At 48.8% G+C, this 15,680-nt stretch carries 13 protein-coding genes; 9 read left to right on the forward strand and 4 right to left on the reverse strand.

The genetic code is table 11. The features are described from left to right. Nucleotides 1–38: 38 nt before the first annotated feature. The 4 genes from ACOQOZ_RS17350 to ACOQOZ_RS17365 are packed head-to-tail and all read right to left on the reverse strand — an operon-like array spanning nucleotide 39 to nucleotide 4,756. Entirely contained in the window at nucleotides 39–1,115 is a 1,077-nt protein-coding gene (locus ACOQOZ_RS17350) for a BMP family ABC transporter substrate-binding protein (protein ID WP_420589408.1), read from the reverse strand. Nucleotides 1,116–1,171: 56 nt separating this feature from the next. After that, nucleotides 1,172–2,098 (reverse strand): ABC transporter permease, encoded by a 927-nt coding sequence (locus ACOQOZ_RS17355; RefSeq protein ID WP_420589409.1) that lies wholly within the window; start codon nucleotides 2,096–2,098, stop codon nucleotides 1,172–1,174. Between the two features lie 19 nt (nucleotides 2,099–2,117). Continuing rightward, nucleotides 2,118–3,206: an ABC transporter permease gene (locus ACOQOZ_RS17360; RefSeq protein ID WP_420589410.1), complete on the reverse strand. Its 1,089-nt coding sequence runs from the start codon at nucleotides 3,204–3,206 to the stop codon at nucleotides 2,118–2,120. Continuing rightward, nucleotides 3,200–4,756, reverse strand: a complete 1,557-nt coding sequence (locus tag ACOQOZ_RS17365; protein WP_420589411.1) for an ABC transporter ATP-binding protein — start codon at nucleotides 4,754–4,756, stop codon at nucleotides 3,200–3,202. Before ACOQOZ_RS17365 ends, ACOQOZ_RS17360 begins: the two co-directional genes overlap by 7 nt. Nucleotides 4,757–5,237: 481 nt before the next feature. Between ACOQOZ_RS17365 and xdhA the strand changes: the two genes are divergently transcribed. From xdhA to ACOQOZ_RS17410, 9 genes are all read left to right on the forward strand, one after another. Next, nucleotides 5,238–6,803 (forward strand): xanthine dehydrogenase small subunit, encoded by a 1,566-nt coding sequence (gene xdhA / locus ACOQOZ_RS17370; protein ID WP_420589412.1) that lies wholly within the window; start codon nucleotides 5,238–5,240, stop codon nucleotides 6,801–6,803. After that, the gene (gene xdhB, locus ACOQOZ_RS17375) at nucleotides 6,796–9,207 is read left to right on the forward strand and encodes a xanthine dehydrogenase molybdopterin binding subunit (RefSeq protein ID WP_420589413.1); all 2,412 of its coding nucleotides are present in this window, start codon (nucleotides 6,796–6,798) and stop codon (nucleotides 9,205–9,207) included. Before xdhA ends, xdhB begins: the two co-directional genes overlap by 8 nt. 171 nt (nucleotides 9,208–9,378) lie before the next feature. Then, entirely contained in the window at nucleotides 9,379–10,275 is an 897-nt protein-coding gene (gene xdhC, locus ACOQOZ_RS17380; RefSeq protein WP_420589414.1) for a xanthine dehydrogenase accessory protein XdhC, read from the forward strand. A 78-nt stretch (nucleotides 10,276–10,353) separates the two neighbouring features. Then, on the forward strand, nucleotides 10,354–11,466 hold the full coding sequence (gene alc / locus ACOQOZ_RS17385) for an allantoicase (RefSeq protein ID WP_420589415.1): 1,113 nt from the start codon (nucleotides 10,354–10,356) through the stop codon (nucleotides 11,464–11,466). Between the two features lies 1 nt (nucleotide 11,467). Beyond that, nucleotides 11,468–11,992 (forward strand): 2-oxo-4-hydroxy-4-carboxy-5-ureidoimidazoline decarboxylase, encoded by a 525-nt coding sequence (uraD, locus tag ACOQOZ_RS17390; protein WP_420589416.1) that lies wholly within the window; start codon nucleotides 11,468–11,470, stop codon nucleotides 11,990–11,992. A gap of 3 nt (nucleotides 11,993–11,995) precedes the next feature. Beyond that, nucleotides 11,996–12,346, forward strand: a complete 351-nt coding sequence (gene uraH, locus ACOQOZ_RS17395; RefSeq protein WP_420589417.1) for a hydroxyisourate hydrolase — start codon at nucleotides 11,996–11,998, stop codon at nucleotides 12,344–12,346. A 270-nt stretch (nucleotides 12,347–12,616) separates the two neighbouring features. Further along, nucleotides 12,617–13,138 (forward strand): ureidoglycolate lyase, encoded by a 522-nt coding sequence (locus tag ACOQOZ_RS17400; protein ID WP_420589418.1) that lies wholly within the window; start codon nucleotides 12,617–12,619, stop codon nucleotides 13,136–13,138. A 28-nt stretch (nucleotides 13,139–13,166) separates the two neighbouring features. Then, on the forward strand, nucleotides 13,167–14,486 hold the full coding sequence (guaD, locus tag ACOQOZ_RS17405) for a guanine deaminase (RefSeq protein ID WP_420589419.1): 1,320 nt from the start codon (nucleotides 13,167–13,169) through the stop codon (nucleotides 14,484–14,486). Next, entirely contained in the window at nucleotides 14,486–15,661 is a 1,176-nt protein-coding gene (locus ACOQOZ_RS17410) for a urate hydroxylase PuuD (RefSeq protein WP_420589420.1), read from the forward strand. Before guaD ends, ACOQOZ_RS17410 begins: the two co-directional genes overlap by 1 nt. Nucleotides 15,662–15,680 lie beyond the last annotated feature (19 nt).

Consider the following 15,680-nt stretch of genomic DNA (forward strand, 5'->3'; position numbering starts at 1 on the left):
CCAGGTTTTTCAAACTTAAAAATTGAAGATACGGGTGATTAAGACTGAGGTAACTTGCCTTCAACGCCGTCGATGTACCAGTTCATGCCTTTCAGGTCGCCGTCAGACAGAGACTGACCCGCTTCAGCTTTCACAGTACCGTCCTGAGCTTTAACCGGGCCGTCGAATACACGTACTTTGCCAGCTTTGATTTCAGCTTTCTTCGCTTCAACCAGGGCTTTAACGTCGGCAGGAACAGCGTCGTTAAACGGTGCTAAGTCGGTTGCGCCTTCAGCGATGCCTGGCCACAGGTCTTCAGACTTCCAGCTACCGTCGATAACGGACTTCGCTTTTGCAACATACAGATCGCCCCAGTTGTGAACGGCTGCTGTCAGGTGTGCTTTGGCACCATAGGCGCTCATGTCAGAGTGGTAACCAATAGCGTATTTGCCTTTTGATTCTGCTGCCTGAATAACGGCTGCGGAGTCGGTGTGCTGGGTCAGGATGTCTGCGCCTTGCAGCATCAGAGTTTCTGCCGCTTCACGTTCTTTAGCCGGGTCATACCAGGTGCTGGCCCAAACCACTTTAACGGTCACGTTAGGATTTACTTCTTTAGCGCCTTTGGTGAAAGCGTTGATGCCGCGGATTACTTCCGGAATCGGGAAAGAAGCCACGTAACCCAGTACGTTAGACTTGGTCATTTTGCCAGCAACCATACCGGTCAGGTAACGACCCTGATAAGCACGGGCAAAATAATTACCCATGTTTTTTGACTGCTTGTAGCCGGTAGCGTGCTCGAATTTTACTTTCGGGAAACGCTTCGCCACTTTCAGGGTTGGGTTCATGTAACCGAAAGAGGTGGTGAAGATAAGGCCGTGATCTTTTGCCAGACGACGGATAACACGTTCAGCATCCGGGCCTTCAGCAACACTTTCAACGTAGCTGGTTTCAACTTTGTCACCCAGCTGAGCTTCCATGTGCTTACGCGCTTCATCGTGGGCGTAAGTCCAGCCAGCGTCGCCGGTTGGGCCAACGTATACGAAGCCGATTTTTAGCGGATCTTCAGCGTTAGCGAAGCTGGCACCCAGTGCCAGGGTAGCTGCAGACAGCAGCGTTGCGATTTTATTGCGACCCATAACGGTCTCCTTCTCTCTGATAGTCTTTCAGTTATTAATTTTTTATGTGTCGCTGATTACACCTGAGGACGATACGGCTGCCCCAGTGCCAGAGGTGTGCTCAGCTTGGCTTTAATCGAGTCGTTAGCAATCACCACGAGTACAACGATGGTGGCGACATACGGCAACATGGCTAACAGGTTTGGTGACGCTTCAAAGCCCAGTCCCTGCAATACCAGGTGCATAATGCTGGCGGCACCAAATAAATACGCGCCTAATAAAATACGTTCGGCTTTCCAGCTGGCGAATACCACCAGTGCCAATGCAATCCAGCCACGACCAGCAGACATACCCTCGTTCCACATCGGTGTGTAAGCCAGCGATAGGTAGCCACCTGCCAGGCCTGCCATGGCACCGCCGAATAACACAGCGCCGTAACGAACTTTCATTACCGGAATACCAATGGCGTTGGCTGCTTCCGGGTTTTCACCGACAGCGCGAACCGTCAGGCCGACGCGAGTGCTGCGGAAGCACCAGAAAATCAGACCAAATAAAATCCAGGATAAATACACCAGAGGGTCCTGGCTGAAGAGAATCTTGCCAACAATTGGCAGCTCGCTTAACAGTGGGATTTCCCATGGCGTAATGCCTTCGATGGCCATGCCAACATAGCCGGCACCCAAAAAGGCACTTAAACCAATACCAAAAATGGTCAGCGCCAGGCCGGTGGCAACCTGATTGGTGACCAGAGAAATCGCCAGAAAACCAAATAACAGCGATACCACCATGCCAGCAATAATGGCTGCAACCACGCCCAGGCCAGCATTGCCGGTTACAACTGCTGCCATAAAGCCACACACAGCACCCATCAGTACCATGCCTTCCTGACCGAGGTTTAATACCCCGGACTTCTCTGCAACCATTTCACCCAGCGCAATCAGAATTAACGGAGTGCCGGTACGAATGGTGGCAAATAAAATATTTACGATCAGATCGAGATCCATAATGTTTCTTTAACCCCGTTTAGCCTGCAGCAACTGAATGGCTGGTTGATGGTTTTTTAACTTTTACGATGCGATAGCTGATCAGCAGATCGCAGGCCAATAGATAAAACAGCAGCATGCCCTGGAATAAGCCGGTCAATGATTTCGGCAGGCCTAAATCCATCTGCGCCATTTCACCACCCATGTAGGTGAGGGCCAGCAGCATACTGGCGAACAAAATGCCCAGCGGATGCATGCGCCCAAGAAAGGCAACAATAATGGCGGCATAGCCATATCCAGGGGAGATATAAGGTGTTAACTGGCCAACGGTACCGGTCACTTCGCTGACACCTGCTAAACCCGCCAGAGCGCCACAAGCTAACAATGCCAGCCAGGTCAGACGGTTGGCTTTAAAGCCTGCAAACGCAGCGGCTGATTTGTCTTCGCCCAGAACGGCAATCTGGAAGCCCATCATGCTGCGTGACATCAGAGTCCAGATGGCGGCCATCGCAAACAGGGCAAAGAAAATGCTGATATTCAGGCGGTAATCGTCAAACAGTACCGGCAGAGTGGCGGCTTCTGAAAAGATCGCTGACTCCGGAAAATTAAATCCTTCCGGATCTTTTAATGGCCCATGCACGCCATACAACAGCAGGTTTAAGGCGATGTAGTTCAGCATGATGGTGGTCAGAATTTCATTGGCGTTAAATTTGGTTTTTAACAGCGCTGCCAGTGCAGCCCAGGCCATGCCACACAAAGCACCAAAAAACAGAACAGCCGGTAATACCCAGAGGCCTTCAGCTTCCATTAATTCCAGGGCGATATAACCACCACCCAGGCCACCTAAAATAAACTGACCTTCTGCGCCGATATTCCAGATCTTGGCTTTAAAACACAGCATCAGGCCCATGGCACACAGTAATAGCGGCCCGGCTTTGGTTCCCAGTTCGGTCCAGCCATAGAGATCACTTAATGGCGACACAAAAAAGGTATACAGAGACGCCAGCGGGTCTTTCCCCATGGCGGTGAATAACAAAGCGCCGCTTAACAGCGTCAGCAAAATCGCCAGCAGCGGAGACAGATAAGACATCGCCTTACTGTCGGATGGACGTTTTTCCAGCGTTAGCATAATGATTGATCCGGCTCGGTGGTGGATGAAGCAGTGGAAGAGTTGCTCTGATGATCAAAGTCACCGGCCATCCACAAGCCTAATTGATTGATTGAGACGTCATCGGTTTTGGCAACAGGTGACAGGCGGCCATCACAAATCGCACAAATGCGATCGCTGATGGAATACAGCTCATCGATATCTTCCGATACCACCAGAATGGCTGCGCCTTTATCACGTAAATCAATTAACGCATGACGAATTAAAATAGCGGCACCAATGTCGACTCCCCAGGTCGGGTGAGAACACACCAGTAATTTCGGGTTTTGCAGCATTTCCCGGCCGATAATATATTTCTGTAAATTACCACCGGACAATGATTTCGCCTGTGCCAGGCTGCCAGCGGTTTTTACATTAAATTTTTCGATAATGGTTTCAGCGAAAGCTCTCACTTTACTTTTATTAATCCAGCCATTTTTCGTCAGGTTGCCCTGATAGGCGGTTAATAAACCATTGTCTTCCAGTGACATATCCGGCACGGCACCACGGCCCAGACGTTCTTCCGGTACAAAGCCCAGGCCTGCCAGGCGGCGTTTTTCCGGCCCATGGTTACCTACCGCTTTACCAGCAAATAAAACGCTTTCAGCATTGCAGGTTTCTTCACCGCTGATCAGGTTTAATAATTCTTCCTGACCGTTACCGGCAACTCCGGCGATACCAAGAATTTCACCGGCTTTTACTTCCAGGTTGATATTCTTTAATGCGGTGGCGAACGGATCATCGGATTTAAAATCCAGTTCGCGGATATTCAGGAATGCTTCGCCACCTTCGGCACGCTCGTAATGTTCACTGAGTGGCGTATCATCACCCACCATTAAACGCGCAATTTCTTCGGTGGATGTTACCCGTGGGTCACAGTGCCCGGTAACTTTGCCGCCACGCAAAATAGTGGCGTTATCACACAAGGCCCGAACTTCATCCAGCTTGTGGGAGATAAATAAGATGCTGCAGCCTTCTTCAGCAAGCTGACGCAGGGTGTGGAATAACACTTCCACTTCCTGGGGAGTCAGTACCGAGGTTGGCTCATCGAGAATCAGCAGTTTTACGTCCTGCAATAAACAGCGAACAATTTCGACCCGCTGCTGTTCACCGATTGATAAGGTGTTGACGTATCGGTCCGGGTCCAAAGTCATGCCATAACGTTGCGACACTTCGCGAATACGCTGGCTTAACGCCGACAGATCTTTGCTTTCTTCTGGTGGCAAACTTAACGCAATGTTTTCTGCCACCGTCAGGGTTTCAAACAACGAGAAGTGCTGAAACACCATACCAATGCCAAGTTCCCGTGCATGGGATGGGCCGCTGATGCGTACCGCTTCTCCCTGCCAATACATCTGACCTTCATCCGGAGCAACCACTCCGTAAATGATTTTCATCAGGGTACTTTTACCGGCACCGTTTTCGCCTAACAGCGCATGTGTTTCTCCGGCATTGACCGTCAGGCTAACCTGATCGTTGGCAACACACCCCGGATATCGTTTGGTAATTTTGTTTAATTCTATTCTTTTCATATACAGCTTCTGACCGCCTGGTCGAAATGACAAAGCAATTCGCCTGCCATTTTTATTGGGGTGTAGGAAGAAAAGCGGCATTTTAATAAAAATTTAATCAAAAGGTCAGCTTATTCGGGGGATTAAATGCGCCGAAAATGCGCTCCGTTTTCGGTCGACTGGTATTTTTGTCGGATATAAATGCACATATCCGGTGCAGTATTAATAACCTCTTGTTTTATATTGGTGCAAACCTGACTGAATGGTTAGATTATTATTGATTGGGTATTGCGGTAACAACTGCTTATAAATTTTTAACGAATAAGTCTTTTGGTAACAGAAATAATCAGCGATATAGCAAAGCTTTGAACTGACTAAATATGCCTGGCGCATAACAGCACTTGCCATACATATATATTAAGTTGTCTAATTGGTCAGGATATTGCTATGTGATTCCGTGAGAAGAAATCACAGTTATAAGAATGAAGAGGCAGACGCAGACGTGGTTCGATTTTTTTTGAATGGGAACCTGACAATCGTACAAGATTTAGCCAGTGATACGACATTATTACGCTATTTACGATCTCAGCAGGCTCAGACAGGTACAAAAGAAGGGTGTGGTTCAGGTGATTGTGGTGCCTGCTCCGTTCTTCTGGGTGAGAAACAGGAAGGTCAGTGGCGCTACAAAGCGATCAATGCCTGTATCACCTTTGTTGCTCAGCTGAATGGTAAAAGCGTTGTCACGGTTGATGCGCTGGTGACCGGTCGCGGCACGCTTAATGGTGGAGATGGCGACGCTCAGCTACACCCGGCGCAGCAGGCGATGGTGGATTACCATGGTTCTCAGTGTGGCTTTTGTACCCCGGGTATTGTGATGTCTTTGGCGGCGCTGCATGAGTCCATTAACAATGGCGAAGATGCTCAGCAGCAAGCGACACAACATCAGATCATCGAAGCGCTGTCGGGCAACCTGTGCCGCTGCACCGGTTATCGTCCTATCATCGAAGCTGCCTCCCATCTCAATGACTACCCGGACAACCGTGATAACGCGGTTCAGGTATGGCAACCCGAGGTTAAAACGGATATCGCTGAAGCAACAGAGCAAGCAGGTTTTGGTAACGCTGAGCAACAGGCCTGGGCGCCAGAGAATGAAGATCAGTTAAAACAGCTGCTGCAGCAATATCCACAAGCCCGATTGGTGGCTGGTGCAACCGATCTGGCACTGGATGTCACCCAGTTCCTTAAGCCCATCGACAAGCTGATCGCCATCAATAGCATTGATTCGTTAAAAACCATCAACGATGAAGAGCATGCGCTGTTAATTGGTGCGGCAGCAACTTATAGCGATATTGAGCCGCTGCTGGCTCATTACTTCCCGGAATTTGCTCAACTGCTGCAGCGTCTGGGTTCACGCCAGGTACGCAACAACGGCACCCTTGGCGGTAATATTGCCAATGCTTCTCCTATCGGTGACACGCCGCCGGTGTTATTAGCGCTAGGCGCCTGTATTGAACTTGCCTCCGCTCCAGGTGTGGTGAACGATAGCGGCTCGCGCTGGCTGAAATTACAGGACTTTTTTGTCGACTATAAGAAAACCGTCCAGCAGCCGGGTGAATACGTTCGTACGATCAAGATACCGAAACTGAAAGCCGCTGAGCAGCTGAAGGTTTACAAAATTTCCAAGCGCCTGGAAGACGATATTTCTGCGGTTCTGGCAGCGTTTAAAGTCACACTATCTGAAGATAAAAAAGTAACCGCAATCAGCACAGGCTTTGGTGGTATGGCTGCCATTCCGAAAGCGGCTGCTGAGCTTGAAAATGCTTTAACCGGATTACCGGTAAACGGCACTCAGTTCCGTCAGGCGGCAGAAAAGCTGTCCGAGGACTTTACACCAATGTCCGACGTACGTGCGACCGATGAATACCGTTTATTGGTGGCGAAAAATCTGGTGCAGAAATGTGCGTTGGAGTTGCTTCAGCCAGACAGCATTTCCCGTATTGAAAATATCCATTCCAGCCAGGTGGCTGCAAGCGACACCATTAACCTGATGGAGAATCACAATGCGTAAGTTAATTGATACTCCTGAAAATGAAGCGGCTCAGCGTCAGCGCCCGGTAAAGACAAAAAAGTCGAAAGGTCACACGGGGCAAAGCATGAAGCACGAAAGTGCTGAAAAACACGTTTCCGGTAAAGCCGTGTATGTTGATGACATGCCGGAATTACCCAATCAGTTGCACATCGCAGTGGGTGGCAGTGCTTACCCACATGCGAAAATTAAGTCGATCGATCTCTTCGCAGTTAGAGAAACCTTGGGGGTCGTTGATGTGATTGCGGTAGAAGATGTACCGGGTCACGTTGACATTGGCCCCGTTTTTTCTGGCGACCCGGTGTTGGTGGAAGAAATCTGCGAATACGTTGGCCAACCGATTTTTGCGGTGGCCGCGACCAGTATTGAGATTGCCCGTGCAGCGGTTAAAAAAGCCAACATTGAATATGAAATTCTCGAGCCGGTGCTGGATGTTGAAAAAGCTCTGGATCAGAAGTTCTTCGTTCGCCCGACTCACCAGCATAAGCGTGGTGATTCTGAAACTGCATTAAATAATGCGGCTCATCGTATTCAGGGACAGATGCACGTTAATGGTCAGGAGCACTTCTATCTCGAAGGCCAGGTGTGTTCTGTGTTGCCAACCGAAGACGGTGGCATGCATGTGTATTCTTCCAGCCAGCATCCGACCGAAGTCCAGAAACTGGTCGCTGAAGTGTTGGATATCAGCATTAATAAGGTGCAGGTTGAAGTGCGCCGTATGGGTGGTGGTTTTGGTGGTAAAGAAACTCAGGCCGCACCATTAGCCTGTATTGCCGCCATCATGGCGCATAAAACCGGTAAGCCGGTTAAATACCGTATGACTCGCCATGACGACATGGTGATGACGGGTAAACGTCACCCATTCTATAACCAGTACGATGTTGGTTTTGACGAGCAGGGCATTATTCACGGCGCCGATTTAATTGTTACCGGTGATTGTGGTAACTCGCCGGATTTAAGTGACGCGATTGTTGACCGTGCGATGTTCCATTCCGATAACGCTTATTATCTGAATAACGCCACGGTTACCGGTCATCGGGCGAAAACTCACAAAGTCTCAAATACCGCATATCGTGGTTTTGGTGGTCCGCAGGGTGTGATTCTGGCGGAATTAATGATGGACGATATTGCCCGTCATTTAGGTGAAGATCCACTGACCATTCGTAAGCGTAATTTATACGGTGTGACCCATGATCATATCCGCACCGCCGACGGTGACATTGATCCGCGTGACGAAACCCACTACGGTCAGAAAGTTGAACACAATTTATTGTCGGAATTAATTTCTGATTTAGAAAAAAGCTCTGATTACTGGGCCCGTCGTGAAGCGATTAATGAGTTTAATAAAACCAGCCCGCTTCTGAAAAAAGGCCTGGCATTAACGCCGGTTAAATTTGGTATTTCTTTCACCGTACAGTTCCTCAATCAGGCGGGCGCTTTGGTGCATATTTACACTGATGGCAGCATCCACCTGAATCACGGTGGTACGGAAATGGGCCAGGGGTTATTCCTGAAAGTAGCTCAAGTAGTTGCTGAAGAATTCCAGGTCGACCTGGATACCATTCAGGTATCCGCTACCCGCACCGATAAAGTGCCGAATACTTCGCCAACGGCAGCCTCTTCCGGTACCGACTTAAACGGTATGGCAGCTCGCGATGCCTGTTTACGGATTAAAGAAGGATTATTCGCGTTCGCTTACGAGCATTATCAGGCGGACGTCGATAGCGTTAAATTATTCGATAGCCATCTGGTTTATCAAAAAGATGGTGAAGAACAACGCGTTCCGTTTGCTGATTTTGTGCAGCAGGCGTATATGGGTCGTGTGCCACTGTCGTCGACCGGTTTTTATAAAACACCGAAGATTCACTACGATCGTGAATCTGGAAAAGGTCGCCCGTTCTACTATTACGCTAATGGCGCGGCAGTGAGTGAAGTAATTGTTGATACTTTAACGGGCGAACACCGCTTGCAGCGCGTCGATATTCTTCATGATGTGGGCCGTTCATTAAATCCGGATATTGATGTGGGCCAGATCGAAGGTGCATTTATTCAGGGCATGGGTTGGTTAACCACCGAAGAGCTGGTTTGGAATAACGATGGCCGCTTAACCAGTAATGGCCCGGCGACCTATAAAATTCCGGCGGTGGGTGATACCCCGTTTGAATTTAATGTGGACCTGATGGAAGACCGTCCGAATGGTGAAGCGACTGTCTACCGCTCGAAAGCGGTGGGTGAGCCTCCGTTTATGCACGGTATTTCAGTGTGGAGTGCGATTCGAGATGCGATTGCCAGCGTGGGTGATTACAAGCTGAATCCACGTCTGGATACCCCGGCGACGCCTGAGAAAGTGCTATTTGCGGTTCAGGAAGTGCAGGCAAAAGGCTGATTTTATGAAAACGCACAACTCAGTTGGTAATTTTTGTTCGAAGGCACGCGGTAAATACGTCCCTGTACGCTCGGCTGCGACATCCATGTCGCAGACGGCCTCGAACAATAACAACCAACCGTTGTGCTTTGATTCAGACTCTGACACCAAACGCTTCGGAGGTAACTGCTGATGCGCTCTCAACATTGGTTTGATGCGGTACAAAAATGCCAGCATAAAGGCGAAGCCTATGCACTGGTAACGGTATTGGGTTGCACTGGTTCTACACCACGCGATCAAAGCAGCAAAATGGTGATTACCGGAGAAAAAACCTACGACACCATTGGTGGTGGGCATCTCGAATTTGTTGTGACCAATAAAGCACGTGAGCTATTGATTGCTAATGTGGATTCACAACAAATAGATCACTTTCCGCTGGGTGCGTCGTTAGGCCAGTGCTGTGGTGGCAGTGCAACCGTATTAATTGAAACCTTTGCCGCCTGCGATTTTCAGGTCGCAGTGTTTGGTGCCGGGCATGTTGCTAAAGCGCTGATGAACATTTTATCGGGCTTGCCGTGCAAAGTGACCTGGGTGGATAGCCGTGCGGAGTTATTCCCGGCTGAAACAGCGGCGAATATTAATGCCGTTGTTAGTGACGATCCAACCTACGAGATGGAAAATCTGCCTGCCGGGGCTAACGTATTAATTCTGACGCATAATCATCAGCTGGATTATGAGTTAACGGAAGCCGCGCTAAAGCATCCGGGGCTCAATCATATTGGTTTAATTGGTTCTGATACCAAAGCTCAGCGCTTTATTCGTCGCCTGGAAGCCCGTGACTTTTCTCAGGACGATATTCAGCGGGTTATTTGCCCGGTGGGCTTAAGTGCTGTGCCGGGTAAGTTACCGATGGAAGTTGCTGTTTCGATTGCCGGAGAGTTAATCGCGCTGCAGCACCAAGGCACTGATGCGGAAACAGATAAAAAACAGCGTGGCCTGAGCTGGAAAAGCATTAAGCAGGAATTGGCCAATGATCAGCGTAGTGTGGATACCACGGGTACCGGTGCATCATTAAAGCTGTCAGATTGATCTTTTATTTAAACGAAAACACTTAATAACACCTATTTAAAACACCAATTTAAAAACACTATGAATACTGATGATTCTGTGAAAGACCCGTTTGAAACTCTATACACCGATCTGGCCAGTCGTAAATTAGGTGGTCAGGCGATTGCCTGCAGCAACGACTTTTTTGCTGAAATGGAAAACCTGCTGAAGCTGGAAGATCCGGTGTTCCAGAAAGGCGTGTTTACTGAACGTGGGCAACTGATGGATGGTTGGGAAAGCCGCCGTCGTCGTTTCTTGCCAGACGGCACCACAGATGATGGTCTGGAGTACGATTGGTGCATCATCAAACTGGGTGCGCAGGGGATTATTCGTGGTGTTAATGTTGATACCGCCCATTTCCTGGGTAACGCACCACAGAGCGTTTCTTTAGAAGCGTGTGTCAGTGAAGGCAATCCGGATGACAATACTGAGTGGACTGAAATTGTGGTTCGCTCTGAGGTTGGTCCGGGTGCACCACATTATTTTGCCGTTGAGTCTGAGCAGGTCTGGACTCATGTACGCCTGAACATGTACCCGGATGGCGGTATCGCTCGGTTAAAAGTTTACGGCGAAGTGATTCCGGATGCGGATTTGTTCCTGCCGGGTGAACTCATTGATTTAGCTTATATCAAAAACGGTGCACGTCCGGTTGTGTGCTCCGATATGTTCTTCTCTCATATGGAAAACATGATCATGCCTGGCCGTGGTGTGAACATGGGTGACGGTTGGGAAACCAAACGTCGTCGTACCATCGGTGATGCCGAAAAAGATCGCTTTAATGACTGGTTAATTCTGAAATTAGCCGCCAAAGGCAGCATCGAAAAAGTGCTGGTGGATACTGCACACTTTAAAGGCAACTACCCACACAGCTTTGCCATTGAAGCCGCAGTGCTGACCGAAGAACAAGCCGCCGATGTGGCGGCGCTGGAAGCCGATTCTCATCAGGATGCATTAATGTCTGGCCGTGCACAGCCGTCAGAAATTAACTGGCAACCAATTATGGATCGCACACGTCTGTATGATGACCGTGAGCATACCTTCAAAAAAGAAGTGCAGAATAACGATCAGGCCTTTACCCACGTACGCGTTAAAATGTATCCGGATGGTGGCATCAGCCGTGTTCGTCTGTGGGGGTATCCATCTGAATCATTGGCAAGCGTGACGGGCAAATAACATGGCAGATTTAACGTATACCGTAGAACAACTTAACCAGTTAAATGAACAGGACGCCGCGTTTGCGTTTGAAAACTGTTGCACCTCAAAAAACTGGATTGAGGGTATGGTCGCTGCACGCCCTTATGCGAATGTTGAACAATGCCTGAGCGTTGCTGAAACTGTATGGAGTAAGCTTGGCGAAAGTGATTTTCTGCAGGCTTTTGAAGGCCATCCAAAAATTGGTGATGTGTCGAGCTTAAAAGCTAAATACGCACACACCAAAAAACTGGCTTCTGGTGAACAAAGCTCTGTGAATGAAGCCAGTGATGAAGTGATTGAACGCCTGGCGAAAGGCAATAACGATTACCACGATAAGAACGGCTTTATTTTTATTGTTTGTGCCACCGGTAAGTCTGCGGCTGAAATGCTGGAGTTACTGGAGCAACGTTTACCGAATTCACGCGAACAAGAGCTGGTAAATGCCGCGGCTGAGCAAGCAAAAATCACCGCCATTCGAATTAATAAGCTACTGCCTGAGGAATAACCAATGTCAGCACCATCTCCGATTACGACTCATGTGTTAGACACGCATTTAGGCAAACCAGCAGCGGGTATGGCTGTGGTGCTGGAAAAGCGTGACGGCGCAGGAAACTGGGCAGAGATTGCCAGCGGTGAAACCAATAGCGACGGCCGCATTCTTGATTGGCTGGCTGGTCAGCAGCGTGAAGCCGGTGTTTATAAGATTTCATTTGCCACCGACCCTTACTTTGAAAAACAGGGGCTGACCTGCTTTTATCCCAGTGTGTCGTTCGAGTTCCGTATCGAAAATCTGGACGAGCACTACCATGTACCGCTGTTGATTTCTGCACATGGTATGTCGACTTACAGAGGAAGCTGAGTTTTTGATGAACACAAAAACTATGATGAATATATGTTTTCGGCTCGGCGTTAATACGTCCCTGTAGGCTCGACTGCCCCATCCCTGGTGCAGACTGTCTCAGAAATATATTCATCACATCTTTTGTGCGGATCAGCAATCTGGAGTATGTGTTCGGGCAAGCCTTGGCGCCATGGATGGCGCGAACGAGCATACAGGGATGTACTTGCTGCGACTTGCAAGAATACATGCTTCAGGTTGCGAAGACTCTGAATCTCAGAAGAAAAAATTATGACCTTTATTTTAAAACCTCAACCATTAACTGCAGAAGCCTTTGCGCCGTTTGGTGATGTGGTTGAAGCGGGTACAACGACGCCAATTATGATTAATGGCGGCAACACCGAGCGTTATGACTCGCTGGTGAAAGTACAAACCGAAAACCCGCAAGATACAGCGGTGATTAACATTTTTCGGGCTCAACCAAGAATGGTAGAGGCGGACGCTGACCAAAGCAGTATGCGTATCGAAATGATGGAACGTCATCCGCGTGGCAGTCAGTCATTTCACCCGCTGTCTGGAGAGCCGTATCTGGTATTAGTGGCGGATGCGGTTGAGGATCTGAAACCTGAAAATCTGCACCTGTTTCTGGCGCAAGCGGATCAGGGAATTAATTATCATATGAATACCTGGCATCACCCGGTGCTTGGTTTAAATAAAGTCTGTGATTTTCTGGTTGTTGATCGCAAGGGCGAAGGCAACAACTGTGAAGAATTTTATTTTAGTCAGGATGAGCTGATCGAGATCCGGCTTTAACTGATTAATAACGTTGATGAGAAATACAATGAAAACAAAGAGCACGACTGTTTATCGAGCCAGCATTCTTCATTTTCTGGATGATCCGGATATTGCCGGAGATGCTGCTTACGAGTTCTTCGAAGACGGTGCGTTAGTCGTTGAAAACGGCAAAGTGATTAAAGCTGGTCCGGTTTCTGACGTTGAAAAAGATCTGCCGGAAGATTTCGAAATCGTTGATTACAGCGGTTACCTGATTATGCCAGGTATGATTGATACCCATATTCACTTCCCGCAAGTCGAAGTGATTGCATCTTATGGCGAACAATTACTGGACTGGTTAAACAATTATACCTTCCCGGCTGAGCGTCAGTTTGAAGATAAAGAATACGCCAGCAAGATCGCCAACTTCTTTCTGGATGAGCTGGTTAAGTGTGGTACAACAACAGCACTGGTGTTTGGCACCGTCCATAAACAAAGTGTTGATGCCTTCTTCGAAGCATCGGAAAAACGCAATACCCGTATGATTTGCGGCAAGGTGATGATGAATCGCAATGCGCCGGAATTCCTGTGTGACGACGTTGAAAGCAGCTACCAAGACAGCAAAGAATTAATTGAGCGCTGGCACGGCAACGGCCGTCAGTTGTATGCGGTAACACCACGCTTTGCGATTACCTCCACACCGGAACAGCTGGAGAAGGCCGGGCAACTGCTGGATGAGTATCCGGATGTGTATATGCAAACGCATATTTCCGAAAACAAAGATGAAGTGGCCTTTGTTCAGGAGCTGTTCCCGGAATCGAAAGATTACCTCGACGTTTATGATCAATATAACCTGCTCGGCAAACGCAGTGTGTTCGCCCATGGTATCCATCTGACGCCGCGTGAGCACGAACGTTTCCGTGAAACCGGCTCGAGTGTTTCTTTCTGTCCGACGTCGAATCTGTTTTTAGGATCGGGTCTGCTGGATATCGCCGAACTGGAAAAAGAACAAGTGGCTTACAGCGTGGCAACCGATGTAGGTGGCGGTACCAGCTTCTCCATGCTGCAAACCTTGAACGAAGCGTACAAGATCTGCCAGCTGCGCGGTAATAAGCTGTCAGCATTAAAGAGCTTATATCTGGCAACTTTGGGTAACGCCCGTACGCTGAAACTGGAAGATAAAATTGGCTCATTTAAAGCCGGTAATGAAGCCGATTTTATTGTGATGGATTTTAACTCCACACCTCTGATGTCACTCAAACAAAGCAAATGCAAAACACTGGCAGAAAAATTGTTTGCCATGATTATTCTGGGTGACGACCGCACTGTGAAATCCACTTATGTTGGTGGTGAGCTGTTACACCGTCGTGATGGAGGTAAGCGTTAATGGAAGCCTATTTTTACGAGTGGTTAAACCTGTTTTTCCGTTGGTTTCACGTTATTGCCGGTGTTGCCTGGATTGGTGCATCGTTTTATTTCGTTTGGCTGGATAACAGCCTAGAAGAGCCACCGCAGTGGAAAAAAGATAAAGGCATTGGTGGCGACTTATGGGCCATTCACGGTGGGGGGTTTTATGAAGTCGCCAAGTACAAGTTAGGCCCGGAAGCCATGCCAACCAATCTGCATTGGTTTAAGTGGGAAGCTTACACCACCTGGCTGACCGGTATGGTTATGCTGTGGGTGGTTTATTATGTCGGCGCCGAGAGTTTTCTGATTGATAGCTCGCGGATGGAGCTCACCCAGGGTGAAGCCATTGCTGCTGGGTTAGGCTTTATTACCGCCGGAGTTGCGATTTACGAGTTAATGGTGCGCTCACCATTACGTCATAACGGTAAATTATTTGGCGTTATCCTGTTTGCTATTCTGGTGTTTGCCTCCTGGGCGGCAAACCAGATTTTCTCTGCGCGTGGCGCCTACATCCATGTTGGCGCCATAATTGGCACCATTATGGCGGGTAATGTATTTCTCGGCATTATGCCTGCTCAGCGCGCACTGGTTGAAGCGGTACAACGTGGTGAAGCACCGGATCCAAAGTATGGTGCGTTTGCCAAATTACGCTCGACTCATAATAACTATTTTACCCTGCCGCTGATTTTTATCATGATCAGTAATCACTACCCGATGACCTATAGCCATGAGTACGGCTGGTTGGTGCTGGCGGCTATTGGTTTTATCAGTGCTTTTGCTCGTCACTTCTTTAACCTGCGTCATCGCGGTGAATTTAAACCCGTGATTTTGTTAATTGCGGCGCTGATGCTGATTTCTCTGGCGACAGTAATGGCACCGAAGAAGATCGAAGCCAAAGCGGGTGAGGCTATTCTGACGGATGCACAGGCGATGGTGATTGTTGAGCAGCGCTGCTCATCCTGTCATGCACAGCAGCCAACTAATCCGGCGTTTGCTTCTGCGCCGGCTGGCATTGTGCTGGAGACTGCTGAGCAAGTCCGGGCGGTAAAGGATAAGACTATTCCTGCTCTGCAAACCGGCTATATGCCACTTGGTAACCTGACTCAAATGAAAGAGGAAGAGCGCCAGGCATTGCTGCTGTGGCTATCTGAATAACGTTTGGGACTGTGTCCTG

Source organism: Bacterioplanoides sp. (assembly GCF_965219715.1).
Lineage (GTDB): Bacteria > Pseudomonadota > Gammaproteobacteria > Pseudomonadales > Oceanobacteraceae > Bacterioplanoides.

Coding starts and splice junctions, on each gene's coding strand:
- ACOQOZ_RS17360 (WP_420589410.1), bottom strand. CDS start 3,206: ATGCTAACGCTGGAAAAACGTCCATCCGACAGTAAGGCGATGTCTTAT.
- ACOQOZ_RS17400 (WP_420589418.1), top strand. CDS start 12,617: ATGACCTTTATTTTAAAACCTCAACCATTAACTGCAGAAGCCTTTGCG.
- guaD (WP_420589419.1), top strand. CDS start 13,167: ATGAAAACAAAGAGCACGACTGTTTATCGAGCCAGCATTCTTCATTTT.
- xdhB (WP_420589413.1), top strand. CDS start 6,796: ATGCGTAAGTTAATTGATACTCCTGAAAATGAAGCGGCTCAGCGTCAG.
- ACOQOZ_RS17365 (WP_420589411.1), bottom strand. CDS start 4,756: ATGAAAAGAATAGAATTAAACAAAATTACCAAACGATATCCGGGGTGT.
- ACOQOZ_RS17355 (WP_420589409.1), bottom strand. CDS start 2,098: ATGGATCTCGATCTGATCGTAAATATTTTATTTGCCACCATTCGTACC.
- xdhC (WP_420589414.1), top strand. CDS start 9,379: ATGCGCTCTCAACATTGGTTTGATGCGGTACAAAAATGCCAGCATAAA.
- ACOQOZ_RS17350 (WP_420589408.1), bottom strand. CDS start 1,115: ATGGGTCGCAATAAAATCGCAACGCTGCTGTCTGCAGCTACCCTGGCA.
- uraD (WP_420589416.1), top strand. CDS start 11,468: ATGGCAGATTTAACGTATACCGTAGAACAACTTAACCAGTTAAATGAA.
- ACOQOZ_RS17410 (WP_420589420.1), top strand. CDS start 14,486: ATGGAAGCCTATTTTTACGAGTGGTTAAACCTGTTTTTCCGTTGGTTT.
- uraH (WP_420589417.1), top strand. CDS start 11,996: ATGTCAGCACCATCTCCGATTACGACTCATGTGTTAGACACGCATTTA.